23 protein-coding genes and 1 rRNA gene are annotated in these 23,982 nt (G+C 71.1%); 19 read left to right on the top strand and 5 right to left on the bottom strand.

The genetic code is table 11. The features are described from left to right. Nucleotides 1-48: 48 nt before the first annotated feature. From rrf to DVH02_RS17915, 9 genes are all read left to right on the top strand, one after another. Nucleotides 49-165: ribosomal RNA gene (gene rrf, locus DVH02_RS17955) — 5S ribosomal RNA — on the top strand. Between the two features lie 94 nt (nt 166-259). After that, entirely contained in the window at nt 260-916 is a 657-nt protein-coding gene (locus tag DVH02_RS17950; protein ID WP_114624829.1) for an HAD family hydrolase, read from the top strand. Between the two features lie 43 nt (nt 917-959). Next, nucleotides 960-2,273 carry an MFS transporter gene (locus DVH02_RS17945; RefSeq protein ID WP_114624828.1) on the top strand — a complete coding sequence of 438 codons (1,314 nt, stop codon included), beginning with the start codon at nt 960-962 and terminating at the stop codon, nt 2,271-2,273. Then, nucleotides 2,242-3,414, top strand: coding sequence for an acetoin utilization protein AcuC (locus DVH02_RS17940; RefSeq protein ID WP_114624831.1), 1,173 nt, complete (start codon nt 2,242-2,244; stop codon nt 3,412-3,414). The genes DVH02_RS17945 and DVH02_RS17940 overlap by 32 nt, the downstream gene beginning before the upstream one ends. Nucleotides 3,415-3,514: 100 nt before the next feature. Then, nucleotides 3,515-4,330, top strand: coding sequence for a phosphatase (locus DVH02_RS17935; protein ID WP_114624827.1), 816 nt, complete (start codon nt 3,515-3,517; stop codon nt 4,328-4,330). A gap of 128 nt (nt 4,331-4,458) precedes the next feature. Then, a complete protein-coding gene (locus DVH02_RS17930; RefSeq protein WP_158575903.1) occupies nt 4,459-4,668 on the top strand; it encodes a helix-turn-helix domain-containing protein in 210 nt (69 codons plus the stop codon). 110 nt (nt 4,669-4,778) lie between these two features. Continuing rightward, the gene (locus DVH02_RS17925) at nt 4,779-4,877 is read left to right on the top strand and encodes a 30S ribosomal protein bS22 (RefSeq protein WP_003948845.1); all 99 of its coding nucleotides are present in this window, start codon (nt 4,779-4,781) and stop codon (nt 4,875-4,877) included. A gap of 187 nt (nt 4,878-5,064) precedes the next feature. After that, complete coding sequence (locus DVH02_RS17920) at nt 5,065-6,120, top strand: NAD-dependent epimerase/dehydratase family protein (protein WP_114624825.1); 1,056 nt, start codon at nt 5,065-5,067, stop codon at nt 6,118-6,120. Next, nucleotides 6,113-7,219: a lysophospholipid acyltransferase family protein gene (locus tag DVH02_RS17915; protein WP_114624824.1), complete on the top strand. Its 1,107-nt coding sequence runs from the start codon at nt 6,113-6,115 to the stop codon at nt 7,217-7,219. Before DVH02_RS17920 ends, DVH02_RS17915 begins: the two co-directional genes overlap by 8 nt. 172 nt (nt 7,220-7,391) lie before the next feature. Here DVH02_RS17915 and DVH02_RS17910 read toward each other — a convergent pair whose 3' ends face one another. The 3 genes from DVH02_RS17910 to DVH02_RS17900 form a co-directional block, all read right to left on the bottom strand. Then, the gene (locus DVH02_RS17910; protein WP_114624823.1) at nt 7,392-8,636 is read right to left on the bottom strand and encodes a DUF5667 domain-containing protein; all 1,245 of its coding nucleotides are present in this window, start codon (nt 8,634-8,636) and stop codon (nt 7,392-7,394) included. Between the two features lie 328 nt (nt 8,637-8,964). Next, nucleotides 8,965-9,759, bottom strand: coding sequence for an ECF subfamily RNA polymerase sigma factor, BldN family (locus tag DVH02_RS17905; RefSeq protein WP_114624822.1), 795 nt, complete (start codon nt 9,757-9,759; stop codon nt 8,965-8,967). Between the two features lie 471 nt (nt 9,760-10,230). Then, the gene (locus DVH02_RS17900; RefSeq protein WP_114624821.1) at nt 10,231-11,181 is read right to left on the bottom strand and encodes an HAD family hydrolase; all 951 of its coding nucleotides are present in this window, start codon (nt 11,179-11,181) and stop codon (nt 10,231-10,233) included. Nucleotides 11,182-11,340: 159 nt separating this feature from the next. Here DVH02_RS17900 and DVH02_RS17895 point away from each other — a divergent pair, with 159 nt between their 5' ends. The 6 genes from DVH02_RS17895 (at nt 11,341) to hemB (ending at nt 18,038) form a co-directional block, all read left to right on the top strand. Next, nucleotides 11,341-11,619, top strand: coding sequence for a glutaredoxin family protein (locus DVH02_RS17895; RefSeq protein WP_114624830.1), 279 nt, complete (start codon nt 11,341-11,343; stop codon nt 11,617-11,619). A gap of 367 nt (nt 11,620-11,986) precedes the next feature. Then, nucleotides 11,987-12,832, top strand: a complete 846-nt coding sequence (locus tag DVH02_RS17890; protein ID WP_114624820.1) for a redox-sensing transcriptional repressor Rex — start codon at nt 11,987-11,989, stop codon at nt 12,830-12,832. Continuing rightward, on the top strand, nt 12,829-14,184 hold the full coding sequence (locus DVH02_RS17885; protein ID WP_114624819.1) for a glutamyl-tRNA reductase: 1,356 nt from the start codon (nt 12,829-12,831) through the stop codon (nt 14,182-14,184). The genes DVH02_RS17890 and DVH02_RS17885 overlap by 4 nt, the downstream gene beginning before the upstream one ends. Then, on the top strand, nt 14,181-15,149 hold the full coding sequence (gene hemC / locus DVH02_RS17880; protein ID WP_114624818.1) for a hydroxymethylbilane synthase: 969 nt from the start codon (nt 14,181-14,183) through the stop codon (nt 15,147-15,149). The genes DVH02_RS17885 and hemC overlap by 4 nt, the downstream gene beginning before the upstream one ends. After that, nucleotides 15,146-16,807 (top strand): bifunctional uroporphyrinogen-III C-methyltransferase/uroporphyrinogen-III synthase, encoded by a 1,662-nt coding sequence (locus DVH02_RS17875; protein WP_114624817.1) that lies wholly within the window; start codon nt 15,146-15,148, stop codon nt 16,805-16,807. Before hemC ends, DVH02_RS17875 begins: the two co-directional genes overlap by 4 nt. A gap of 241 nt (nt 16,808-17,048) precedes the next feature. Beyond that, on the top strand, nt 17,049-18,038 hold the full coding sequence (gene hemB / locus DVH02_RS17870; RefSeq protein WP_114624816.1) for a porphobilinogen synthase: 990 nt from the start codon (nt 17,049-17,051) through the stop codon (nt 18,036-18,038). A gap of 88 nt (nt 18,039-18,126) precedes the next feature. Here hemB and DVH02_RS17865 read toward each other — a convergent pair whose 3' ends face one another. Beyond that, a complete protein-coding gene (locus DVH02_RS17865; protein ID WP_114624815.1) occupies nt 18,127-18,765 on the bottom strand; it encodes a DUF4232 domain-containing protein in 639 nt (212 codons plus the stop codon). Nucleotides 18,766-19,086: 321 nt separating this feature from the next. Here DVH02_RS17865 and DVH02_RS17860 point away from each other — a divergent pair, with 321 nt between their 5' ends. The 4 genes from DVH02_RS17860 (at nt 19,087) to DVH02_RS17845 (ending at nt 22,888) form a co-directional block, all read left to right on the top strand. Then, nucleotides 19,087-20,049, top strand: a complete 963-nt coding sequence (locus DVH02_RS17860; protein WP_114624814.1) for an STM4015 family protein — start codon at nt 19,087-19,089, stop codon at nt 20,047-20,049. A gap of 58 nt (nt 20,050-20,107) precedes the next feature. Further along, on the top strand, nt 20,108-21,271 hold the full coding sequence (locus DVH02_RS17855; protein ID WP_114624813.1) for a wHTH domain-containing protein: 1,164 nt from the start codon (nt 20,108-20,110) through the stop codon (nt 21,269-21,271). A gap of 214 nt (nt 21,272-21,485) precedes the next feature. After that, nucleotides 21,486-21,869, top strand: coding sequence for a PadR family transcriptional regulator (locus DVH02_RS17850; protein WP_199566334.1), 384 nt, complete (start codon nt 21,486-21,488; stop codon nt 21,867-21,869). Then, nucleotides 21,866-22,888 (top strand): hypothetical protein, encoded by a 1,023-nt coding sequence (locus tag DVH02_RS17845; RefSeq protein ID WP_114624811.1) that lies wholly within the window; start codon nt 21,866-21,868, stop codon nt 22,886-22,888. Before DVH02_RS17850 ends, DVH02_RS17845 begins: the two co-directional genes overlap by 4 nt. 52 nt (nt 22,889-22,940) lie before the next feature. On the opposite strand, the gene DVH02_RS17840 is transcribed toward DVH02_RS17845, so the two are convergent. Further along, nucleotides 22,941-23,774 (bottom strand): rhamnogalacturonan acetylesterase, encoded by an 834-nt coding sequence (locus DVH02_RS17840; protein ID WP_114624810.1) that lies wholly within the window; start codon nt 23,772-23,774, stop codon nt 22,941-22,943. Nucleotides 23,775-23,982: the final 208 nt, after the last annotated feature.

Below are 23,982 nucleotides of genomic sequence, written 5' to 3'. Positions count from 1 at the left end.
GTGGCGTTTCTAATTAGATGCGTCAGTTGTTGGATATCTTCATAGTGTTTCGGTGGTCATTGCGTGAGGGAAACGCCCGGTTACATTCCGAACCCGGAAGCTAAGCCTCACAGCGCCGATGGTACTGCAGGGGGGACCCTGTGGGAGAGTAGGACGCCGCCGAACAATTATTGTGGGAATGCCCCGCACCTTCTGGTGCGGGGCATTTCTGCGTTCAAGGGTCGTTGTTCGGCGGCGGGGGCCGATTAGGCTCAAGAGCATGCGCTACGAACTGGTCATCTTCGACAACGACGGCGTGCTCGTCGACAGTGAACCGATCTCCAACACCATCCTGGCCGCCTACCTCACCGAGTTGGGCCATCCCACCTCCTACGAGGACTGCCTGCGCGACTACATGGGCGCCGCGGTACACCGCGTCCACGACCTGGTACGGGAGCGGACCGGGCGCGCCCTGCCCGCGGATTTCGACGACGTGCTCCACGCCCGGGTCTTCGCCGCCTTCGAGCGGGAGTTGCGCCCGGTGGACGGCGCCGTCGACGTGGTGGAGAAGCTGGCCGCCGACGGGGTGCCGTACTGCGTCGCCTCGTCCGGCAGCCATGAGCGGATCCGGGTCGGACACCGTACGACCGGGCTGGACCGGCTGTTCGAGGACCGGGTCATCTTCAGCGCCCAGGACGTCGGCCGGGGCAAGCCGGCCCCGGATCTCTTCCTGCACGCCGCCGAGCGCATGGGCGTCGCGCCCGAGCGCTGCGTCGTGGTGGAGGACAGCCCGCACGGGGTCACCGCCGCCAGGGCAGCCGGTATGGACGTGTACGCGTTCACGGCGATGACCCCCGTCGAGAGGCTGTCCGACGCCACCGGCCACTTCGCCGACATGGCCGAACTTCCCGGGCTGCTCGGCCGATCCGTGGCCTGATCCATCTACCCAGGGGTAGCGCGGCGCCCTACGCTGTGCGGCCATGACGGATGCGCGGTCGCGGCACGGTCGGGTCTCACTGGCGCTCTCCTTCTTCGTCCAGGGGGTGACGTTCGCACTGCTGGTCACCCGGATCCCCGCCATCCAGACGCGGTACGGGATATCCGACGGACTGCTCCCCGCGTTTCTCGCCGCCGTGCCGATCCTGGCCGGGGCCGGCAGCGTCGCCACCGAGAAGCTCGTCGCCCGGGTGCGGCCAGGGACGCTGCTGCGCTGGGCCCAGCCCGTCGTCCTCCTCTCCCTCCTGGGCGTCGGGGCCGGGGACCAGCGCTGGCAGCTCGGAGTCTCGCTGGCCGCTTTCGGGCTGGCCGTCGGCGGGCTGGACGCGTCCATGAACATGCTCGGAGTGAGCCTCCAGCGGGCGTACCGGCGCAGCATCATCCTCGGATTCCACGCGGCGTACAGCCTGGGCGGGATCGCCGGGGCCTCGCTCGCCTGGGCGGGCGCGCACTGGGGGCTGCCGCTGCTGATGGCGTATCTCCCGGTGGTGGCGGTGCTGTTGCCGGCCGCGCTGGTGGGCAGCCGGTGGTACGTGGATTCCGCGCGTCGGACGGGCCCCGACGCGGGCCCCGACGCGGGCCCCGACGCGGGCCCCGACGCGGGCCCCGACGCGGGGCGGGGCGCCGGACGGGGCGCGGGGAAGAGCGGGGCCGCGGGCGCCGGTAGCCCCGTCGCCGGTACCCCCGTCGCGTTCCGGCTGCTGCTGCCGCTCTGCCTCGTCATGGCCTTCGCCTATATCGGTGATTCCACGGTCTCGAACTGGAGCGCCAAATACCTTCAGGACGTGCTCGGTGGCTCCGAGGAGCTGGCGACCGTCCCGTACAACGCCTATATGGTCACCACGCTGCTGGGGCGCGCGGTCGGGGATCTCGGGGTGCGGCGGTTCGGGCCCGTGGCGGTGGTGCGGTGCGGGTCGGTGCTGGCGGGGGCGGGGTTCGCCGTGGTGGCGCTGGCCCCGGGGCCCTGGGTGGGGATTCTCGGGTTCACGCTGCTCGGGCTCGGGCTGTGTGTGATCGTGCCGCAGACCTTCGCGGCGGCCGGGCGGCTCGCGGAGGAGCGGAACAGCCCCGGGGGCAGTGACGCGGCGGTGGCCCGGCTCAATGTCTTCAACTATGTGGGGTTTCTGGTCGGATCGCCGCTCGTGGGGGCGCTCGGGGACGCCTGGAGCTACCGCGGGGCGATGCTCGTACCGATGGTGATGGTCCTGGTGACTCTCGGGTACGCCCGCTCGTTCGGTCCACGGCCGGACCGATACGGTGGCGGGCATGAGCGGCCACGCGTGGTTGATGTGGGATGAGGCGGTGACGGGTTACGACTTCGGCCCGGACCATCCGATGGATCCGGTGCGGCTGTCGCTGACCAGAGGACTGGTGCGGGCCTGCGGGCTCGACGCGGCGGTCGACGTGGTCGCGGCGCCGTCGGCCGGGGACTCGACGCTGCGGCTGGTCCACCACCAGGACTATGTGGACGCGGTACGGCGCGCCTCGCTCGATCCGCGCGGCGCCGAACCGGCCTACGGGCTGGGCACGGTGGACGATCCGGCGTTCGCGGGGATGCACGAGGCGTCGGCGCTGATCGCCGGGCAGTCGGTCGGCGCGGCCGAGGCCGTGTGGCGCGGGGAGTGCGCGCACGCGGTGAACTTCGCGGGCGGTCTGCACCACGCCATGCCGGGGGCGGCCTCCGGGTTCTGCGTCTACAACGACGCGGCCCTGGCCGTGGCCCGGCTGCTGGAGCTGGGGGCGGAGCGCGTCGCCTATGTCGATGTGGACGTGCATCACGGGGACGGCGTCCAGGCGGCGTTCTGGGAGGATCCGCGGGTGCTGACGGTCTCGCTGCACGAGCATCCCCGTACGCTCTTTCCGCAGACCGGCTGGCCGGAGGAGACCGGCGCCGGGGCGGGCGAGGGCAGCGCGGTGAACGTGGCGCTCCCGGCCGGGACCGGGGACGAGGGGTGGCTCAGGGCGTTCCACGCGGTGGTGCCCGAACTGCTGGCGGACTTCCGGCCGCAGGCGCTGGTGACGCAGCACGGCGCGGACACCCATTTCGAGGATCCGCTGGCGCATCTGGCGGTGTCGCTCGACGCGCAGCGTGCCGTGCAGGCGTCCTGCCACGATCTGGCCCATGAGTATGTGGACGGCGGTCGGTGGATCGCGCTCGGCGGAGGCGGTTACGCGGTGGTGGACGTGGTGCCGCGCTGCTGGACCCATCTGGTGGGGATCGCGGCGCACGCGCCGGTCGATCCGGAGTCGCTGGTGCCGGCCGAGTGGCGGGACGAGGTGTACGCGCGGACACGGCAGCTGGGTCCCGGGCGGATGACGGACGGGCGCAAGCCCGGCTGGGAGCCGTGGGAGGCCGGTTACGATCCGGCGGACCGGCTGGACCAGGCGGTGCTGGCGACGCGGAAGGCCGTGTTCCCGCTGCGGGGGCTGCTCGCGTAACCGCTTGTCGCGGTAGGGACGTTACGTTCGTTACGCCAACCGTGGGGTCTGTCCCGGGTTCCGGCCCCGGGCCGCGGTCCTGGGCGGCAGCATCGGCGGGGTGTTGAGCAAGGGAGCCCTGCGGGCGCATCTGCTGGCGGCCAGGCTGGCCGGTCCTGTGGCCACTTCACGCGCGGCGAGTCTGCGCAGTTACCGTCTTTTCGCCGATCGCGATCCACGGGTGATGCTCGGACTCGATCCGGAATGGGCATGGAACGAGCAGGACTTGCTCAGACTCATGGTCGACAAGTGCGGGGTTTCCGGCGATTCCGATCAGGTGTCCGGGCCCGACACCATCGACCCCGAACGTACCCTGACCGCGCTCGACGCCTTCGCCGAACGGCTGCGGGCGGCCGTCGCGAAGCGGGCTCCTGTGCTGTTCGGGACGGGACATCCGCACCGGCTCCTCGCCTTCTACGCGGAGCTGGCAGACGCTTTGTCGGCGGCGGGATGCCTCGTTCTCACTCCCGCGCAGGGCCGATGTATCGACATAACGACCCGGTTCGGGGTACGTACGTGCAACCTTGACTACGTACGGGGAGTCGCGCTGGTGCGGGAACCCGGCGCGCGGGCCCTGGGGAGTGACACCGGCGCACATACCCATTCACCACTGCCGGTTCGGGTCGTTCTGGACGCTCTGGCCCAGGGCGGCGACCCCCTTCCCGAGCTGGTCGTCGGGGACCACGGATGGGTCTGCGGGGCAGGTCAGCTGGGCATTGAGGCCATCGGTCTGGCCGATACGGGGGATCCCGCGCTGTTCGTCGGCGAGGCCGAGGGGCGGGTGTCCGTGGCCGTTCCGCTTGATGACTCCGCGCGCTCCGCGTCGTACCGGCCGCTTACGCGCTATGTACTCAATCGGGCGTGTCTGTCACAGTAAACGGCCGGAGGCTGCTCCTCTTCCCCACTCGCATCACCCGCCCCTACTCTGGGTTGTGAGCGCACAGCGACGAAGAGTTACCGGAGGGGAAGCCGGTGGCCGTCGGGTGCGGAAGGTACAGGTGGATCATGGTTGCTGGCGAGAGGCCTCTCAACGAGGTCAAGTTCCTTACCGTGGCGGAGGTCGCCTCGGTGATGCGAGTGTCGAAGATGACCGTGTACCGCTTGGTGCACAGCGGTCATCTGCCGGCGATCCGGGTGGGCAGGTCATTCCGGGTTCCGGAGCAAGCGGTTCACGAGTACCTCCGCGAGTCCTTTGTGGGGGTCGAGTCGGCCTAGGAGTTCCCTCGGATTACGTCCCTCACTCGGCGGCGGGTAGGCTAGGCCGACGTAGGTCGTGTGGGCCCAGACGCCCCGCACCGAGTGAAGAGAAGTGAGCGAGGGTAGTCGTGGGCTCTGTTATCAAGAAGCGGCGTAAGCGGATGGCCAAGAAGAAGCACCGCAAGCTGCTCAAGCGCACCCGCGTTCAGCGTCGCAACAAGAAGTAGGCGGCAGCTGTTCGTGCATCCGAGGCCCTTCCACCGATTCCCGGTGGGAGGGCCTCGGTGCTGTCGTGCCCGAAGCGCTACGGTGACGCGTAAGGAGTCGTGCGAAGCCGTACGAAGCCGTACGGAGCCTTGTCGGGAGCGTGGGTAGCCGTCGGGAGCCGTCGGGAGCCAGAGGAAGGCGCTGATCTTGGGCAAGGTCGTGCTCGTGACCGGAGCGGCCAGACAGCTCGGAGGCCGGTTCGTACGGCGCGTTCAACGCGAACCCGGGGTGGACCGGGTGATCGCGGTGGATGTCGTCCCTCCCGAGCATCCACTGGACGACGCGGAATTCGTCCGCGCTGACATCCGCCGGCCCGCCATCGGGCGGGTGCTGGCCGAATACGGTGTCGGTACGGTCGTGCACCTCGATGTCTCCGGGACGCCGCTGGGCTCCGGCGGCCGGGCGGCGGTCAAGGAGACCAACGTCATCGGCACGATGCAACTGCTCGGCGCGTGCCAGAAGTCGCCGACGGTCGAACGGCTGGTGGTGAAGTCCACCACGAGCGTGTACGGCGCCGCGCCCCGCGACCCGGCGGTCTTCACCGAGAACACCCCGCCCAAGTCGCTGCCGAGCGGCGGCTTCGCCAAGGACGCGGTGGAGGTCGAGGGGTACGTGCGCGGCTTCGCGCGACGCAGGCCCGACGTCGCGGTCTGCGTGCTGCGCTTCGCCAATATCCTCGGCCCTTCGGCGGACACCCCGCTCGCCGACTATTTCTCGCTGCCCGTGCTGCCGACGGTCCTCGGCTACGACCCGAGGCTCCAGTTCGTCCACGAGGACGATGTCGTCGACGTGCTGATGATCGCCTCGGACGGGCCGCGGAGGGGCACGCTCAACAGCGGGACGTTCAATATCGCCGGGGACGGCGTGCTGCTGCTCTCGCAGTGTGCCCGGCGGCTGGGGCGGCCCACGGTGCCCGTCGTGCTGCCCGCCGTCACCTGGGTCGGTTCTGCGCTCCGGGCCGTGGGCGTGACGGACTTCGCGCCGGAGCAGGTCAGGCTGCTGACCCACGGCCGGGTGGTCAGCACGGACCAGATGCGCGAGACGCTCGGCTTCACGCCGTCCTATACGACCGCCGAGGCGTTCGCGGACTTCGCGCGCGGCCGGGGCGCCGGCCTCGTACCGCCCGGGACCGCGGCGCGCACCGTCGACGGGCTCTCCCGTCTTGTCACTCTCGCCAGCAAGGAGCGCATCCGACATGGCTGACGCCAAGGTCCTCCCCTTCGGTGACGATCCCAGGCCCCGCCGCGGGACCGGCGGCGCGGGCGGCCGCAGGCAGCACGCCAAGGACGCGGCGGGGAAACGCCCGTCCGGGCGGCAGGGCGGCCCGCTGGCGCCCGTACCGGAGCCTGGCGCTCCTCCGGATGGGCGGGAGGCGGCGCGGGAGCCCGTGGGCGCCGAAGGGGCGCCCCCCGGGCAGGACTCCGCGGAGGACTCGGGGCAGGACTCGGGGCGGGACGGCGGCAACGGCTGGGAGCGGCGGATCGCGAGCGGTCTGGCGTTTCTGCGCCGCCGCGTCACCGGCGACTACCCGGTCGACGAGTTCGGCTATGACGAGGAGCTGACCGACCAGGTCCTGATGTCGCTGATCCGGCCGCTGTACGAGAACTACTTCCGGGTCGAGGTGAAGGGCATCGAGAACATCCCGTCGGACGGCGGGGCGCTCGTGGTGGCCAACCATTCGGGGACGCTGCCGCTGGACGGCCTGATGATGCAGGTCGCCGTCCACGACAACCATCCGGCGGACCGGCATCTGCGGCTGCTGGCCGCCGATTTGGTCTTCATGCTCCCGGTGATCAACGAGCTGGCGCGCAAGGCCGGGCACACGCTGGCGTGTGCGGAGGACGCGGAGCGGCTGCTGCGGCGCGGTGAGGTCGTCGGGGTGATGCCGGAGGGCTTCAAGGGGCTGGGCAAGCCGTTCGGCGAGCGCTACAAGCTGCAGCGCTTCGGCCGGGGCGGATTCGTGTCGACGGCTCTGCGGGCGGGGGTGCCGATCGTGCCCTGCTCGATCGTGGGCGCCGAGGAGATCTATCCGATGGTCGGCAACGCGCGGACGCTGGCGCGGCTGCTGGGGGTGCCGTACTTCCCGCTCACGCCCACGTTCCCCTGGCTGGGGCCGCTGGGCATGGTGCCGCTGCCGACGAAGTGGACGATCCAGTTCGGAGAGCCGATCGCGACGGACGGGTATCCGCCGGAGGCGGCGGAGGATCCGATGCTGATGTTCAACCTGACGGATCAGGTGCGCGAGCAGATCCAGCACACGCTCTACAAATTGCTGGTGCAGCGGCGGTCGGTGTTCTTCTGACGGGCCGCGTACGCGCATGAAAGGGCCGCGTACCCGCGTGACAGCGCCGTGTACGTACGTGACGGGCCTCGTACGTAGGTGACGTGGGCCGGGCTTACGCATGCGTGATCGCCGGACGGGGTCGCATACGACCCCGTCCGGCGATCACGGCCGACGAACGCGGGGCTTGGGCTCAGTCCGCGTCTTCGGCCTTGATGCCGAGTCCCGGCAGGAGGTCCGGCAGCAGCGGGGGGATCGTGACGTTCGGCGCCGGACGCTCAGGGGTCTCCTTGCTGTTCTCCGACGGCGAGGGGATGACGCTGCCCGGTGGCGGGTCGAGCAGGCCGCCCGTGCTGCCGCCGAGCAGTCCTTCCTCGGACGGGCCGCTGGAGTCCTGACCCGACGGCTTGGGCTTGTCCCCGGTGTGCGGGCCTGCGGCGCCGCCCTCCTCGTGGCTCTTGGCGGGGGCGGACGGTGCCGCGGGGGAGTTCGCCGGATGGCCACCGGAGCCGCCGGGGTGCTCCGGGGAGCCCGGACGCGGGGTGCTCTGGTGTTTCTCGGGTGTTCTGGGCAGCAGTGACTTCAGTGGCGCGACCTCTTCGTCTATGGCGTCGAAGACCGAGCTGACCTCGTTGCCCACGTCCGTCAGCTGGACGGGCAGCCGCTCGCGCAGCCCGTCCCACGCCTGGCGGTGCGAGGCGGAGAACGACGAGAGGGTCGCGATCGGGCCGATGGAGCCGTCCCGCTCGTACGCCTGGTGGAGCAGGCGGTGGCCCTCGGTCGCGTCGTGCTTCATCCCGCTCAGGGTGCGCCGGATCTCGGTGAGCGATTCGTGGTCGAGCGGACCGGAACGGCCGCGCTCCATGAGTCGGCGGGCCTCGCTCAGCCGGGTCGAGGCATGGTCGAGGTACACCTCGCCACGGGCGGATTCGTCGCCCGCCATATTGAGCTTGATGTCCTCCATGCCGCGCTTCAGCCCGTACAGCGAATCACCGGGCAGGGCGTCGGAACTGGCAGCGGCCACCCCGCCGAAGGCTCCCGCCGCGACACCCACCGTGAGTCCGCCGGCCGCGAGGCCCTTGGTCCACCGGGATCTCGGGCGCAGCTTGCGGAGCGGGGAGGCCCGGTGCGCGCCCCGGCCGGAGGTCCGCTGCTCCGGCACCGTAGGTCCCGGGGACACCTCCCCGGCGGCCGTGCCCTCCTGAAGCATGGCCTCCATGGCTGCCACGAGCTGTGCTCGCTGCACCACTTTGACCTCGGGATCCAGCGTGGGTTTCGGCAGTTCGCCGAGACCACGCGCCAGGGCCAACAGCCGCCCCTGTTCGGCCGGTTCGACCGACTCGGCGGGCTCGTCCCCCGCCGCTCCCTGGACCGTCTGGTCTTCCAGGGACTGGGCGAAGGCGTTCGCCCGCCGGTGCCCCGAAACGTTCGCGATCACTGGCGGCACCTCCTCTCGTCATGACGATCGACTCCCCTGGGGGTCCGGAAGGTTGCACGCCTTGAGCGCCTCCACACGAATGAGTGAGTGGCCGCGGGCATGGCGTGACCGCAGGGAGCCTGCATCCCGCACAACGAGCGGCGCGGCACTTGGGTTACGCACGGAGGATGATCGGACCAGTGCGTCATCGAGGCGTCACCGACTGTGAGTTGGGTTCCGAGGGGCGGACGCGGGAGACGAGGACGGGCGGAGGGGTGGCCGGGGGAGGGCCGGCGGGGATACGCCGGCCCCACGGCGGCGAGCGGTGGCGCTGAGGAGGCGCCACCGGTCAGCGGGCGTCCTCCGGGAGCAGCCGGGCCAGTGTGCGTACGGCCCGGTACTGCAAGGTCTTGATCGCTCCTTCGTTCTTGCCCATGACCCGGGCGGTCTCGGCGACCGAGAGGCCCTGGAGGAAGCGCAGTGTGACGCACTCCTGCTGCTGGGGATTGAGTTTCCGTACGGCTTCGAGCAGGGCCGCGTTCGAGAGGGACTCCAGGACGGAGTCCTCCGGGCTGCGCTCGACCTCGTTGGCGTCGAGCATTTCGCCCGTGGTCACTTCGAGGCGGAACCGGCTCGACTTGAAGTGGTCGGCGACCAGGTTCCGAGCGATGGTGACCAGCCAGGCGCCGAAGTCGCGCCCCTGATAGGTGAACGTGGAGATCCGGCGCAGGGCGCGCAGGAACGTCTCGCTGGTGAGGTCCTCCGCGGTCGCCTTCCCGCCCACGCGGTAGTAGATGTAGCGGTAGACGGTGTCGCTGTACTGGTCGTACAGCCGGCCGAAGGCCTCGGCCTCACCGGCCTGGGCGCGCTCGACGAGTTCCATCATGCGTGCGCTGTCGCTGTCGGCGGCCGGCCGGCGGGCGGTGGTCGAGGCGGTGGTGCTGCTGCGGCTTCCCCGTCTGCCGACTGCCGCACCACCGCTCGCCAGGGCATAACAAGGACCGATAGGGCCGCTCACGGCAGGGGCCGGTGCGGCGAGGGCGGGGACGGCGTACGCGGTGGGGACGAAGCCGCGCAAGTGGTCGAGGACCGTTGCGCGCAGCGTAGCCAGGCCCGAGGCGTCAACCCCGACGTGTGGGTACACGGGACTCCCAGAGGCAGAGCTTCCATCACGTGCAGTGCGGGACCGTTCACTCGTCGTAGCGACGGGTGGGGTCCGGTATGCGTCTGAGGAGAATAACGCTTCGTACAGGCAGTGCTACACCCAGTTGCTCAAATCATCGATTACGTCGCTTCCGTGACGCCTATGCGGCGTATCTAGTCGCACGTGGTGACCATTTACTGATCGGATTGAGTCAAGATCTGCTTGCTCTCGTGATGGGTTGTGTCTGAGTGACGACGGCCCGGCCTGTGCGGCTAGAACGCCGGGCTCGATCACGGGCATCTGTACGTACGCGCATATGTGCGGGCTTGTCGCCTTACGGGCTACTCGGTGTCGCGGGCACACGGCCGTACGGCCCGTCCGGGGCGCGGGCGGGCCGTACGGGATGCGGGCGGGCCGTGCGGGATACGGAGCGCTTCGGCGTGGCGTGGCGTGGCGTCGGGCGGGCCGGCGTCAGCGGCGGCGGCGGTGCAGGGCGACGGCGGCGGCCGTGCCGCCCGCGATGGCGCCGACTCCGGCGGCGGCGGGGATGCCGACCTTGGCCGCCTTGCGGCCGGTCCGGTAGTCGCGCAGCCGCCATTCCAGCCGACGGGCGTGCTTGCGCAGTTTGGTGTCCGGGTTGATGGCGTAGGGGTGGCCGACGAGCGAGAGCATCGGGATGTCGTTGTGCGAGTCGCTGTAGGCCGCGCAGCGGTCCAGTTCGAAGCCCTCGGCGGCGGCCAGGGCGCGGACGGCCTCGGCCTTCGCCGGGCCGTGCAGCGGTTCGCCGACGAGCTTGCCCGTATAGACGCCGTCGACCGATTCGGCGACGGTGCCGAGGGCGCCGGTGAGGCCGAGTCTGCGGGCGATGATCGTGGCGGTCTCGACGGGGGCGGCCGTCACCAGCCAGACCTGCTGGCCCGCGTCCAGGTGGGCCTGGGCGAGGGCGCGGGTGCCGGGCCAGATCCGGTCGGCCATGTACTCGTCGTAGATCTCCTCGCCGATGGACATCAGCTCGGAGACGCGGTGGCCCTTGACGATGGACAGCGCGCTGTCGCGGGCGTCCTGCATGTGCTCGGGGTCCTCGACCCCGGCCAGCCGGAACCACGCCTGCTGCCAGGCGAACCGGGCCAGCTCCCGCCGCTGGAAGAACTTCCGCTTGTACAGGCCGCGGCCGAAGTGGAAGATCGAGGCGCCCTGCATCACGGTGTTGTCGAGATCGAAGAACGCGGCGGCGCGGTCGTCCCCGAAGACGGGGAAGTCCGGCACCTCGTGGGCGCTCTTCCCGCCGTCCTCGCGCGTGGTGGACGGATCCGGTGATTCCTGCGTGGACTTCAGCCCCGCCTCGGCTGCGGCCTCGCCCGCGAGCACGCTCCGTGCGGTGGCGGAGCGTCTACGAGGAGTGAGCCATCCCAGTGCGGCCATATGGCGAGCATAGCCAGTCCGCGGGACGTCCACGGACGGGCGAGGCCGCGACGCGGTGAACTCTCCACGACCGGTGCGTAAATCCGACGATCATGCGGAGGGTGTGCGGCTGTGGACAACCGGGGACTCCGTGGGGCGTGCGGGCGGAGAATGGCCCGCATGAGTCCTCTGTTGCGGCGTACGACGAAGAAGAAGGCGAGCGAGCGGGTGGTGACGCTTGTCTCGAAGCCGGGGTGCCATCTGTGTGATGACGCGCGTGCGGTGGTCGCGGAGGTGTGCGAGCGGACCGGTGCCTCTTGGGAGGAGAAGGATATTTCCCGGGACGAAGCGTTGCACCGGGCGTACTGGGAGCAGATCCCGGTGGTCCTGATCGACGGCGAGCAGCACACGTTCTGGCGGGTGGACGCCGATCGGCTCCGTCGAGAACTGGGGGGCTGAAGGGAAAGACGGTTACCATCGTGGGCGCTTTGCCGGGTTTTCGTCCGGTGATCACGCTTCCCGCCACGAACGTGGCGCGAGCGGCGGCGCCGGTGGATGGGGGAGCAGTCCCGGGAGGGCGCGTGAAGCGGCCTCGGGGGCGTATTCGAGAGGAGTGTGTACGGTTTTGCCCCCTTCGTGTGTGCAACGGGCTGAAGCGGTCGGCGGTTCCGTGATGGCCGGATCAGAACGCGTGACCCCGGTCACTTTGCTCGGACAAAGCGGACACCATCTTTGTGCACGCGTTCACAAAGACATAGCCTGCATTCGACGGGGCGGTCCTGGGACATACGGCCGCCTACAGCCCCGCTCATCCCGCAGGAGCACCGTGGCAACTGGCCGAACTCACCGACCGGCGACCCGTAGCCGAGGAATCCCCGAGGCCACCGTCGCCCGGCTTCCGCTGTATCTGCGGGCGCTGACCGCTCTGTCCGAGCGTTCCGTGCCCACGGTCTCCTCCGAGGAACTCGCGACGGCGGCGGGGGTCAACTCCGCGAAGCTGCGCAAGGACTTCTCCTACCTCGGCTCCTACGGGACCCGCGGAGTGGGCTACGACGTCGAGTACCTCGTCTACCAGATCTCCCGTGAGCTGGGACTGACGCAGGACTGGCCGGTCGTGATCGTCGGGATCGGTAATCTCGGCGCCGCCCTCTCCAACTACGGAGGGTTCGCCTCCCGTGGCTTCCGGGTCGCGGCGCTGATCGACGCCGACCCCGCGATGGCCGGCAAGCCGGTCGCCGGCATGCCCGTCCAGCACATGGACGACCTGGAGAGGATCATCACCGACAACGGTGTCTCGATCGGGGTCATCACCACCCCCGCCGGGGCCGCTCAGCAGGTGTGCGAGCGGCTGGTGGCCGCCGGGGTCACCTCGATCCTGAACTTCGCGCCGACCGTGCTCTCCGTGCCCGAGGGCGTGGACGTGCGCAAGGTCGACCTCTCCATCGAACTCCAGATCCTCGCCTTCCACGAGCAGCGCAAGGCGGGCGAGGGGGCAGCCGCCGCCGAGGCCGCCCTGCCGCCCGCGGCCCGCGAGAGCGCGGTCGACGGCACGAGCACCGCCTCGGGCACGTCGTCCGGCGCGGCGAACACCGCGTCGGACACCGCGGCGAACACCGCGTCGGACGAGCGCAAGGGGCCCGACGGCGAGGTTCCGGCGGTGATGCCGGCATGAGTCTCCTCGTCGTCGGAGTGAGCCACCGCAGCGCGCCGGTGAGCGTGCTGGAGCGCGTGTCGCTGCCCACCGACTCGCAGACCGAGCTGTTGCGGGACACGCTCGCGGCCGAGCCCGCCACCGAGGCGGCGGTCCTCGCGACGTGCAACCGCATCGAGCTGTACGCCGACGTGGACAAGTTCCACGCCGGGGTCGCCGAGCTGTCCACGCTCCTCGCCCGGCACAGCGGCGTCGGCCTGGACGAGCTGACCCCCTATCTCTATGTGCACTACGAGGACCGGGCCGTCCACCACCTCTTCTCGGTGGCCTGCGGGCTGGACTCGATGGTCGTCGGCGAGGGCCAGATCCTCGGCCAGATCAAGGACGCGCTGGCGCTCGGCCAGGACCTGCACACCGCGGGCCGGCTGCTCAACGACCTCTTCCAGCAGGCGCTGCGCGTCGGCAAGCGCGCCCACAGCGAGACCGGCATCGACCACGCAGGTCAGTCCCTGGTCACCTTCGGCCTCGAACAGCTCGCCGCCGGGAAGGCCGTCGAGGCGTGGGCCAAGGACAGTGGCGCGCTGGTCATCGGCGCCGGTTCGATGTCCTCGCTGGCCGCCGCCACGCTCGCGCGCATCGGCGTCAAGGAGATCGTCGTCGCCAACCGCACGCCCGCGCGTGCCGAGCGGCTCGTACAGATCCTCGGCCAGCCGGGGCCCGCCCGCGTCGCCGCGCGCGCCGTCCCCATGGACGACCTCGGCGCCGAGCTGGCCCGCGCGGACATCGTCGTGTCCTGTACCGGCTCGACCGGTCTGGTGCTGGGCGCCGACGCCGTCGAGGCCGCCCTGCGCGGACGCACCGCGCCGCAGGCGCTGCTCGACCTGGCCATGCCGCGTGACATCGACGCCGCCGTGCACCAGCTGGGCGGCGTCCGGTTCGTGGACATCGAGTCGCTGGCCGAGGCGTCCGCCGACGCCCCGATGGCCGCCGATGTCGACCAGGTCCGCACCATCGTCTCCGACGAGGTGGCGGCCTTCGGCGCCGCCCAGCGCGCCGCTCACATCACCCCGACCGTGGTCGCGCTGCGCGCCATGGCCGCCGAGGTGGTCAGCAGCGAGATAGCGCGCCTCGACGGCAGGCTCCCCGATCTCGACGACAAGCAGCGCGCCGAAGTCACCAGGACCGTGCGCCGCGTCGTCGACAAACTCCTGCACGCGCCCACCGTGCGGGTCAAGCAGCTCGCGGGCGAACCCGGCGGCGCCGGATACGCGGACGCGCTGCGTGAACTCTTCGACCTCGACCCGCAGACGGTCGCCGCCGTCAGCCGGGCCGACCTGAATGACACCGACGGTGTAGGCAGAGGGCGAGTATGACCGAGAAGGCACTGGGGCCACTGAGGCTCGGCACCAGGCGCAGCAAGCTGGCCATGGCCCAGTCGGGGCAGGTGGCGCGCGCGGTGAGTGAGCTGACCGGCCGCTCCGTCGAGCTGGTCGAGATCACCACGTACGGAGACACCTCCCGCGAGCACCTCGCGCGGATCGGTGGCACCGGCGTCTTCGTGACCGCGCTGCGCGACGCGCTGCTCGGCGGGGAGGTCGACTTCGCCGTGCACTCCCTGAAGGACCTGCCGACCACGCAGCCCGACGACCTGACGCTGGCGGCCGTACCGCCGCGCGCGGACCCCCGGGACGCGCTGGTCGCGCGCGACGGGCTGACCTTCGATGAGCTGCCCGCGGGCGCCCGCGTCGGTACGGGGTCGCCGCGCCGGATGGCGCAGCTCAACGCGTACGCCCGCGGCCGCGGGATGACCATCGAAACCGTACCGATCCGCGGGAACATCGACACGCGCGTCGGCTACGTCCGCAGCGGGGAACTCGACGCCGTCGTGCTCGCCGCCGCCGGGCTCCACCGCATCGGCAGGACGGACGAGGTGACCGAGTTCCTGTCGGTCGACGCCGTGCTGCCCGCCCCCGGTCAGGGGGCGCTGGCTGTCGAGTGCGCCGCGGTCAACGTGGACCTCGCCGCTGTGCTCGCGGAACTCGACGACCCGTACACCCGGGCCGCCGTGACCGCCGAGCGTTCCCTGCTCGCCGCCCTGGAGGCCGGTTGCAGCGCACCTGTGGGTGCGCTGGCCGACCTGCTGGCCGACGGACAGGTTGTCAACGAAATGCGCCTGCGCGGCGTCGTCGGCACGACCGACGGCTCGACGCTGGTGCAGCTGTCCACCACCGGTCCCGTACCCACGTCGCACAGCGACGCGTCCGCGCTCGGGCGCGAACTCGCGTCCGAGATGCTCGCCAAGGGTGCGGCCGGTCTTATGGGGGAGCGAGCACTTTGAGCCCCACCACCTCTGACCTTCCGGCCTGCTCCGCATCGGGGCACGTCACCTTCCTAGGTGCCGGACCCGGAGATCCGGGTCTGCTGACACTCCGCGCCGTCGAGGCGCTCGCGGGTGCTGATGTACTGATCGCCGAGCCGGATGTGCTCGACGTCGTACGGAGCCATGCGAGGGCGGGTGTGAGCACCCCTGCGCTGACGGTTGTTGACGATGTGTCAGCAGCCGCCGGGATCCCCGCGATCCGGGATGCGGCCAATATTGTCATGGAGGCCGCGCGGGGCGGCAGGCGGGTGGTCCGTGCGGTCGCGGGCGACCCGGGCCTCGACGGCGACGCGGGTACGGAGATGCTCGCCTGCGCCACCGCCGGTATCCCCTTCGAGGTCGTCCCCGGCATCGCCGCCGCGGTCGGCGTGCCGGCCTACGCCGGGGTGCCGCTGCGCGACGCGCAGGGCGCGGACGTACGGTTCGTGGACGCCCGGACGGCCGGTGAGCGCTGCTGGTCCGAGATCGGCGTCAGCGACGGCACGGTGGTGGTCTCCGCCACGCTGGAGACGGTCGCCGCCGCCGCGGGCGAGCTGGTCGCGGCGGGCCGCAAGCCGGACACCCCGATGACCGTCACCGTCGGCGGCACCACCACCCGGCAGCGCACGTGGAACGCCACGCTCGGCACCATCGCGCAGATCCTCAAGCAGGCCAAGGTGCTGCCCTCCCCTGAGGGGCACCGGCCGGTCATAGCCGTGGTCGGTGAGCGCAGCGCGGCAGCCCAGCGCGACCAGCTCGCGTGGTTCGAGTCCAAGCCGCTGTTCGGCTGGAAGGTCCTCGTCCCGCGCACCAAGGAGCAGGCCGCGTCGCTCTCCGACCAGCTCAGGTCGTACGGCGCGGTTCCGCAGGAGGTGCCGACCATCGCGGTCGAGCCGCCGCGCACGCCCCAGCAGATGGAGCGCGCCGTCAAGGGCCTGGTCACCGGGCGCTACGAGTGGATCGCGTTCACCTCGGTCAACGCGGTGAAGGCGGTGCGGGAGAAGTTCGAGGAGTACGGGCTCGACGCGCGCGCCTTCGCCGGGATCAAGGTCGCGGCCGTGGGTGAGCAGACCGCCGCCTCGCTCGTCGACTTCGGCGTCAAGCCCGACCTCGTACCGTCGGGGGAGCAGTCCGCCGCCGGGCTGCTGGACGACTGGCCGCCCTACGACCCGGTCTTCGACCCGATCGACCGGGTGTTCCTGCCGCGCGCCGACATCGCCACCGAGACGCTGGTGGCGGGGCTGATCGAGCTGGGCTGGGAGGTCGACGACGTCACCGCGTACCGCACCGTGCGCGCCTCGCCGCCGCCGGCCGAGACCCGGGAGGCGATCAAGGGCGGCGGCTTCGACGCGGTGCTCTTCACCTCGTCCTCGACCGTACGGAATCTGGTCGGCATCGCGGGCAAGCCGCACAATGTGACGGTGATCGCGTGTATCGGCCCGGCGACGGCGAAGACCGCCGAGGAGCACGGTCTGCGCGTCGACGTCCTGTCGCCCGAGCCGTCGGTGCACAAGCTGACGGAGGCGCTGGCCGAATTCGGCGCGCAGCGCCGGGAGGCGGCGAAGGAGGCCGGTGAAACGGTCACTCGCCCCAGCGAGCGGCGTCCCGGCAGCAGGAGACGGCGTACGACGACCTGATCCTCGGTGATCCCAGTGGCGCGGTCCGGCTGCCTCGGCGGCCGGGCCGCGCCGTGCGTTTGCCGGTCTCGCGTTCGCTGGTCTCGCGTTCGCTGGTTGTGTGTTTACCGGTCTCGCGTTTGCCGGTCTCGGTGTCGGTAAGGCCGACGGGCCGCCGGGGCTATCGTCGAAGGTGGCCCCGTGCGCACGAAGCGGCCGCGCGGACGCAAGGACACCCATGAGGGGCAAGAGGCGACTGACGATGACTGAGTACGGATCCTTCCCCGGCGCACGCCCCCGGCGGCTGCGGGTCAACCCGGTGATGCGGCGCATGGTGGCCGAGACCCGGCCGCACCCGGCCGACCTCATCCTCCCCGCGTTCGTCCGGGAGGGCGTCAGCGCGCCCGTTCCGATCTCCACGATGCCGGGTGTCGTCCAGCACACCCTCGACACGCTGCGCAAGGCGGCGGTGGAGGCGGTCTCCGCCGGGGTCTCCGGGATCATGCTCTTCGGTGTTCCCGAGGAGGACAAGAAGGACGCGACGGGGTCGGCGGGCACGGACCCCGAGGGCATTCTCCAGGCCGGGATCCGGGCGGTACGGGAAGAGGTCGGCGACGACCTGCTCGTCATGTCGGACCTGTGTCTCGACGAGTTCACCGACCACGGCCACTGCGGGGTACTGGACGCCGAGGGCCGCGTGGACAACGACGCGACGCTGGAGCGGTACGCGGAGATGGCCCAGGTCCAGGCCGACGCCGGCGCCCATGTGGTGGGCCCCAGCGGCATGATGGACGGCCAGGTCGGGGTGGTCCGCGACGCGCTCGACACGATCGGCAAGGAGGACGTGTCGATCCTCGCGTACACCGCGAAGTACGCCTCCGCCTTCTACGGCCCCTTCCGCGAGGCCGTCGGCTCGTCGCTCAAGGGTGACCGCAAGACCTACCAGCAGGACCCGGCCAACGTCCGCGAGTCGCTGCGCGAGCTGGCGCTCGACCTGGCGGAGGGCGCCGACATGGTCATGGTCAAGCCGGCTCTGCCGTACCTCGACATCCTGGCGCGCATCGCCGCGGAGACGGACGTGCCGGTGGCGGCGTACCAGATCTCCGGTGAGTACGCGATGGTCGAGGCGGCGGCGGAGAAGGGCTGGATCGACCGGGACGCGGCGATCCTGGAGACGCTGACGGGCATCAAGCGCGCGGGCGCGAACATGATCCTCACGTACTGGGCGACGGAGGCCGCGCGGAAGCTGTGAGGCAGGTGCCGGACGAGTCCTGCTCGGGAGGCAGGTGCCGGACAACTCCTGCTCGGCTGCCCGGCGCGGAACGCCTCGCGCGGGCACGTCAGTTGGCGTCGGGGGTGGAGTCGGCGGCGCTGCTGTACCAGCTGGTGACGGCGGCGTCGTCGACGGCGTAGGAGCCGGGGAGATCGAGAGCCGCGGTGTGGGAGTCCTTGGCGTCGACGGTGATGTCCACCTGCTTGAACTCCGGCGTGCCTTCGGCCCTGGTGGTGTTGGGGATGAGGGTGGCGTAGGCGGTGGTGGAGCCGGAGAGCTTCAGGAAGTCGTCGGCGGGCTTCTTCATCAGCTCGGCCGGGTAGGCGGTGGTCTTCTCGGCGGAGCTGAAGAGGACGAGGGGGGCGCTGCCTGCCAGCTGGCAGCTGATGCCCGACTTCGCCTTGGCGGAGACGAGGAGGTAGCCGGTGACATCCGATTTGGCGACCGTGAAGTCCAGGTCGTTGGTGCCGCAGGACTGCTCGACGCCGTCTTCCTTGGTGCTGCCGCCGTCGGTGCCCCCCTTGTCCGACGAGCCGCCGGAGCCGCCGGAGCTGCCGGAGCCGCCCGTGGTCGAGGCCGCGGGGGTCGAGGAGCCGCCTGCGGCGAGGTCGTCGTCGTCACAGGCGGTGAGGCCGGTGGCGAGTGCCGCCGTGGCGGTGACAGCCAGGACGACGCGGGTGGAGCGGGCGGCGAGGTACGAACGCATGGGAGATCTCCGTCGACTCGTTGGTTACGGGTGTGACCTGCTGACATCGCCAACTCTAGGGCTGAGGTGTTCATGAAACGATCTCGCGGATGTCCGGATCCTGTCCCGTCAGCAGGGCCCTGTGTAACGGCGGTTGACCCTCCCGCGGTGGCTCGTCGGCCGCTCCTCCGCGTCCGGAAATTCCTCGCGGCGCACTCCCTTTGACATCGGAGAGTGACCGAACGGGCCTGGCCCGACCTGGGGCGAGGGCCGGTTGTCGGTGGCGGCTGGTAGAACATGGCGCGTCGTCGCCCATGTCTTCGGAGCCCCGGGAGCCGCACCTTGTCCGTCCGTCACGTCGAGCAGTTCTACGGACTGCCCGTCCGCACCTTTCCGCCGTACGCCCACCCCGAGGAGCTGCCCGATCCCGACGCCGTCGCCTGGCGGTTCCAGTGCGGGCCGTATGCCACCGACGAGGACGTGGAGGTCTGCTGGAGGCGCTTCACCGAGTCGGTCGAGCTGGAGAAGGTACGGGCGGTGATCCTCGGCCAGCCCTGGTACGACGCCGACGGCGGCGGCGGAGAGCGCTTCCTCACCGAACTCGCCTACCGGTTAACCGCGTTGGAGGCGGTCTTCCTCGGCGACCTGGAGGAGGACGAGGCGATGGTCTCCTGGATAGGCCAGTCCGATCTCGGACCGTTCCTGGCGGCGTTCCCCGGCTTGCGGGAGCTGCATGTGCGCGGTGGTCAGGGCCTGGCGTTCCCCGTGACGGGCCATGAGGGACTGCGCGTGCTGCGTGTCGAGTCCGGCGGGCTGCCGCCGGAGGCGGCGGAGCAGATCGCTGCGGCCGAACTGCCCGCGCTGGAACGGCTGGAGCTGTGGCTCGGCGACGAGGATTACGGGGGCGGGACGACCGTCGCTCAGCTCGCCCCGCTGCTCGCCGGGACCGGCAAGCAGAACCTGCGTCACCTCGGTGTGCAGAACAGCCCCCTCCAGGACGAGTTCGCCGCCGCGTTCGCCACCGCGCCCGTCGTGGAGCGGCTCGCCTCACTGAGCCTGTCGATGGGCACGCTCTCCGACACGGGCGCCGAGGCGCTGCTCGGCGGCCGGCCGCTCACCCACCTCAAGGAACTCGACCTCTCGCACCATTTCCTCAGCCACGCCATGATGCTGCGGATCTGGACGCAGCTGGAACCGACCGGGGTGCGGGTGAACCTGATCGGGCGGCAGGAGGCGGAGGACTACAGCGACGTCGACTACATGGCCGACGACGCGGACGGCCGTTACATCGCGGTGGCCGAATGAGCACCGGGCACGGTGGTTTCGCCGTCGCCGTCCCCGTACCCCTCCGAAAGGCTTCGCGATGAGGCGCACCCCCGAGTTCGAGGACCGGGACGACCTCCTGATCACCAGTTACCAGCTGAGGGGCTCGGCCCCCTGGCGCACGTCCGACGAAACGGTGCCGTACGGACATGTCCTGCTCGCGGCGGCCACGACGGGGTGGAGCCCCGGGGCCGTGGTGGCGCGGCTGACCGCGCTGGGGTACGCCGAGATCGAGCTGCCCGCCGGGACCCTGCCGGTGTCGGTGGCACGCGAGGACGTCCTGCTGGCCAACACCGAGGTCAGGGACGGCCACCTCGGCCGGTGGGCCGGACTCGGCGCGCCCCTGACGCTGCGCCATGTACTCCAGGGGGCGGGGCGCACGGGCCGCAGCCCCGCCGAGGCCGAACGCCTGCTGCTCTCCTTCGGCTACCAGATCGGGACGGGCGTCGGCCATCCGCCGCTGCCCGAGAGCGCCGACCCCCGGGACATCGGGCTGATCCGCACGGACGCCCGGGGCGACGGGACGTGGCTGGAGCGGGGCGCGGAGGTGTCGGCGAGGCAGGTGCTCGACGTGGCCGCCGAGCTGGGCTGCTCGCCGTACGCCGCTGCCGGGCGGCTGGTCGCGCTGGGCTTCCGGCTGCCGTACACCCCGGAGCCGGAGGACGAACGGATCCTCGGTGACGGCGGCAGGTCCGGCGGGCACATCCTGGCCGTCGCGCGGGAGCTGGGCCGCCGCCCGTCGGAGATCGTCGCCCGGCTGCGGGTGCTGGGCCTGGAGATCGACGCGGGCACCGTACCGGAGACGCCTGAGCCGGACGACTTCGTGCTGCTCAGTGAGGAACTCGACGGCCGGTGGCCCTGGTTGAGGGTGAACCGGGTGGTCGGCGTGCAGCCGCGCCATCTCCTGCGCGCGGCCCTCGCCACGGGGCGGGCGCCCGCGGACGTCGCGGAGCGGCTGGCCTCGATGGGGCACCGGCTGCCGGGGAACGCGCGGCTGCCCGAGGTCGCGGACGCGGCGGACGTCCGGCTGCTGGCGGCGGTCGAGCCCACGTGCTCGTTGCTGGACAACGTCCATCTGGAGCATGTGCTGCGCGCGGCGAGCCTGACGGGCAGGAGCCCGGCGGACGTCGCGGAGCGGCTGGTGGCGCTGGGGTACCGGCTGCCGGACGAGGTGGCGTACCCCCGGGTGCGGGGCGCGCTGTAGCGGGGCGCGGGGGTGGAGGAGGGAGGCGCGGGGCTCTGCCCCGCGCCTTTTTTGGTATCCGGCCGTACCCGGTCGTATCCGGTCGTACCCGGGGGTGGTTGGGGGTGGCTGGTCGTCTCCGGTCGTATCCGGGGCTGGACGCGGTGGTCGGCAGTCGCTACTCTGAAAAAGAACTAGTCGATATATGCGAGTAGCTAGAGGTGGTGACTACAGAGTGTCCACGAAGGATCCTGCCGCGAGCTGGCTGCGCGGAACGCTGCCCCTGGCGCTCGCCGCCATCCTCGCCCGCGGTGACCAGCACGGATACGCGCTGGTGCAGGAGCTGGCCGCCCGCGGCTTCGGGGCCGTGCGCGGCGGCGCGCTGTATCCGGTGCTCGGCCGGATGGAGGCCGACGGGCTGGTGGAGGCCCGCTGGGAGCCGGGGGACGGCGGCCCCGGCCGCAAGGTCTACCGGGTCACCGAGGCGGGCCGGGCGCGCCTGACGGAAGAGGCCGGGAGCTGGCAGCAGTTCTCCGCCGCGATGGACCACCTGCTGAAAACCGATACGTCCGACACATCCGACACATCTGACACGTCCGACACGAAGGAGTCGTCATGACCGATGTGGACACGCGCTGGAGCGCCCGCCTGAGGCTGGCCCTGGCCGACCGCTCGGTGGGCCACCGTACGGCCGACGTGGTGCTCGACGAAGTCGCCCAGCACTGCGCGGCGACCGGTGAGACCCCTGAGGAGGCATTCGGTCCCGCGGAGGAGTACGCGGCCGTCGTCGTGCAGGAGCGCATCCCGCCCGAGGACCGTGCCGGGAGCACCGGCACGCACGCCGAGCACGTCGGCGCCGCTCTCATGGCAATCGGCTGCGTCCTCCTCCTGGCCGGTCCGGTCCTCTGGATCGTCGAGGGGGCCATGCTCCCGGTGACGTTGGCCGGGCTGGTCGGCGTGGTGCTCGTCGTTCTCGCCGCGACGGGCGGCAACGTGACGTTCACCCTCTCCGGCTCCCGGGTGCGCGCCGCCGTCGGCTGGGGGGTCGCCACCGCCGTCCTGGTCGTACTCGCCGCCGTCGCCTTCACCACCCTGCCCGCCACCGACCTCGGCCGGATCCCCGCCCTCACCCTGTCCGTCCTGGGGATTCCGCTCTTCTACTGGGGGCTGAAGCACGGATCGGACTCCGCCGCCGACACGGCGAAGGCCGCTCGGGCCGGTACCGGTACGGACGCTGGTACGGGCACCGGTACCGAGGGCTGGCTGCGTGAGTTGACGCGGCAGCTGAAGGAAGAGCACGGGATCCGCGCCGCCCGCGCGGCGGAGCTGACCGCCGAGGCCGCCGAACATCTGCGGGCCACCGGGGCGCGGCCCGAGGAGGAGTTCGGGCCGGTGGGCCCGTACGCGGTGCGGCTCGCCGACGAGGACGCCACGCCCCACGAGCGCTGGTGGCTGCGCGACGGCGTCCGCTCGTCCGCGCTGACCCTGGCCGTGACCGTCGGCCTGACCTGGTCGGCCTTCTCGGCCGGTCTGCCGGTCTGGCAGTTGGCGGTGGGCTGTGCGGCCATCGCGGTGGAAGTGGCGATCCTCGTCAGCTCCCTGGTGAGCCACTGGCGGTCGGCCTCCTCCCGGGCGTGACCGGCTCCTCCCGGAGGCGGCCACGCCGCACCGGCCGGTACGGCGGCCGGGGTCAGCCGGCGACCGGCCTCACCTCACCGGAGATCGGCAGCCCGAGCCGGGACGTCGCCTGGGCGACCAGGCGGGACATCTGGGTCGCGCCGTACTGCTGGAAGTGGGTGTCGTCGGAGACACCGTTCGGGAAGTTGGGGTACTGGCCGGGGCTCAGCCACAGGAAGACCCCCTTGGCTGCCTCGGGGCCGATCCCGTTCAGGTAGGCGCGGCTGAGCGCCGACAGATCGACGAGCGGCGCGCCCTCCTCGGCGGCCACGGCCTTGGCGGCGTCGACGTATGCGGGGAACGAGACGTTGAACTGCCCGGTGGACGCGTTGTACGAGCGCCGGGAGACGGGGGTGACGACGACCGGCGTCGCGCCTCGCGCGCGGGTGGCGCGGATGTAGTCGTTGCGCAGGTACTCCTTGTAGTCGGCGGGCGATGTGTAGCGCTCGGGGTTGGTGGTGGTCGCGTCGTTGTGGCCGAACTGGACGAAGAGGTAGTCGCCCGGCCTGATCGCCTGATGGATCACGGCGAGCCGCCCCTGCTCGATGAACGAGCGCGAACTACGGCCCCCTATCGCGTGGTTGGCCACCGTGATGCTCGACGTGAAGAACGGTGCCAGCGTCTGGCCCCAGCCCGCCTGCGGGTAGTAACCGGAGTTGTACGTCTGCGCGGTGGAGTCGCTCGCGATGTAGAGCGTGGCGGTGGCGCGGGTGTCGGCGCGGGTGTCGGCACGTGCGGTGGTCGCCGCCGTGGCGGAGAGGCCGAAGGCGGCAGCGGTGGCGGCGGTACCGGCGAGGAAGCCTCTGCGGCTGAGGGGGGAGCTGAGAGGGGAGCTGATGGGGGACATCCGGAACTCCTGACGGGGTGGGGGTGGAGTCGTCGTCAGGTGGATGTCGTCGCCGGGGGAGGAAAGGTTGCGGGGTCCCCGGGGGCAGGTACGGCGGCGGTGCGACTTCGGTGTGACTTCGGTGCGACTTCGGCGTGGCGTCTGTTGCTCGCGTACGAGGTGAAGGAGGCCCAGGCGGTGGGGGCGAGAGCGAGGGTGAGGGTGAGGG

The organism is Streptomyces corynorhini (genome assembly GCF_003346515.1).
GTDB lineage: Bacteria > Actinomycetota > Actinomycetes > Streptomycetales > Streptomycetaceae > Streptomyces > Streptomyces corynorhini.
This window is presented reverse-complemented; position numbering and strand designations above follow the sequence as displayed.

Bases quoted from the DNA above. Each gene is read 5' to 3' on its own strand.
- DVH02_RS17950 (WP_114624829.1), top strand. From the start codon at position 260: ATGCGCTACGAACTGGTCATCTTCGACAACGACGGCGTGCTCGTCGAC.
- DVH02_RS17945 (WP_114624828.1), top strand. From the start codon at position 960: ATGACGGATGCGCGGTCGCGGCACGGTCGGGTCTCACTGGCGCTCTCC.
- DVH02_RS17940 (WP_114624831.1), top strand. From the start codon at position 2,242: ATGAGCGGCCACGCGTGGTTGATGTGGGATGAGGCGGTGACGGGTTAC.
- DVH02_RS17930 (WP_158575903.1), top strand. From the start codon at position 4,459: ATGGTTGCTGGCGAGAGGCCTCTCAACGAGGTCAAGTTCCTTACCGTG.
- DVH02_RS17915 (WP_114624824.1), top strand. From the start codon at position 6,113: ATGGCTGACGCCAAGGTCCTCCCCTTCGGTGACGATCCCAGGCCCCGC.
- DVH02_RS17900 (WP_114624821.1), bottom strand. From the start codon at position 11,181: ATGGCCGCACTGGGATGGCTCACTCCTCGTAGACGCTCCGCCACCGCA.
- DVH02_RS17895 (WP_114624830.1), top strand. From the start codon at position 11,341: ATGAGTCCTCTGTTGCGGCGTACGACGAAGAAGAAGGCGAGCGAGCGG.
- DVH02_RS17885 (WP_114624819.1), top strand. From the start codon at position 12,829: ATGAGTCTCCTCGTCGTCGGAGTGAGCCACCGCAGCGCGCCGGTGAGC.
- hemC (WP_114624818.1), top strand. From the start codon at position 14,181: ATGACCGAGAAGGCACTGGGGCCACTGAGGCTCGGCACCAGGCGCAGC.
- hemB (WP_114624816.1), top strand. From the start codon at position 17,049: ATGACTGAGTACGGATCCTTCCCCGGCGCACGCCCCCGGCGGCTGCGG.
- DVH02_RS17865 (WP_114624815.1), bottom strand. From the start codon at position 18,765: ATGCGTTCGTACCTCGCCGCCCGCTCCACCCGCGTCGTCCTGGCTGTC.
- DVH02_RS17855 (WP_114624813.1), top strand. From the start codon at position 20,108: ATGAGGCGCACCCCCGAGTTCGAGGACCGGGACGACCTCCTGATCACC.
- DVH02_RS17845 (WP_114624811.1), top strand. From the start codon at position 21,866: ATGACCGATGTGGACACGCGCTGGAGCGCCCGCCTGAGGCTGGCCCTG.
- DVH02_RS17840 (WP_114624810.1), bottom strand. From the start codon at position 23,774: ATGTCCCCCATCAGCTCCCCTCTCAGCTCCCCCCTCAGCCGCAGAGGC.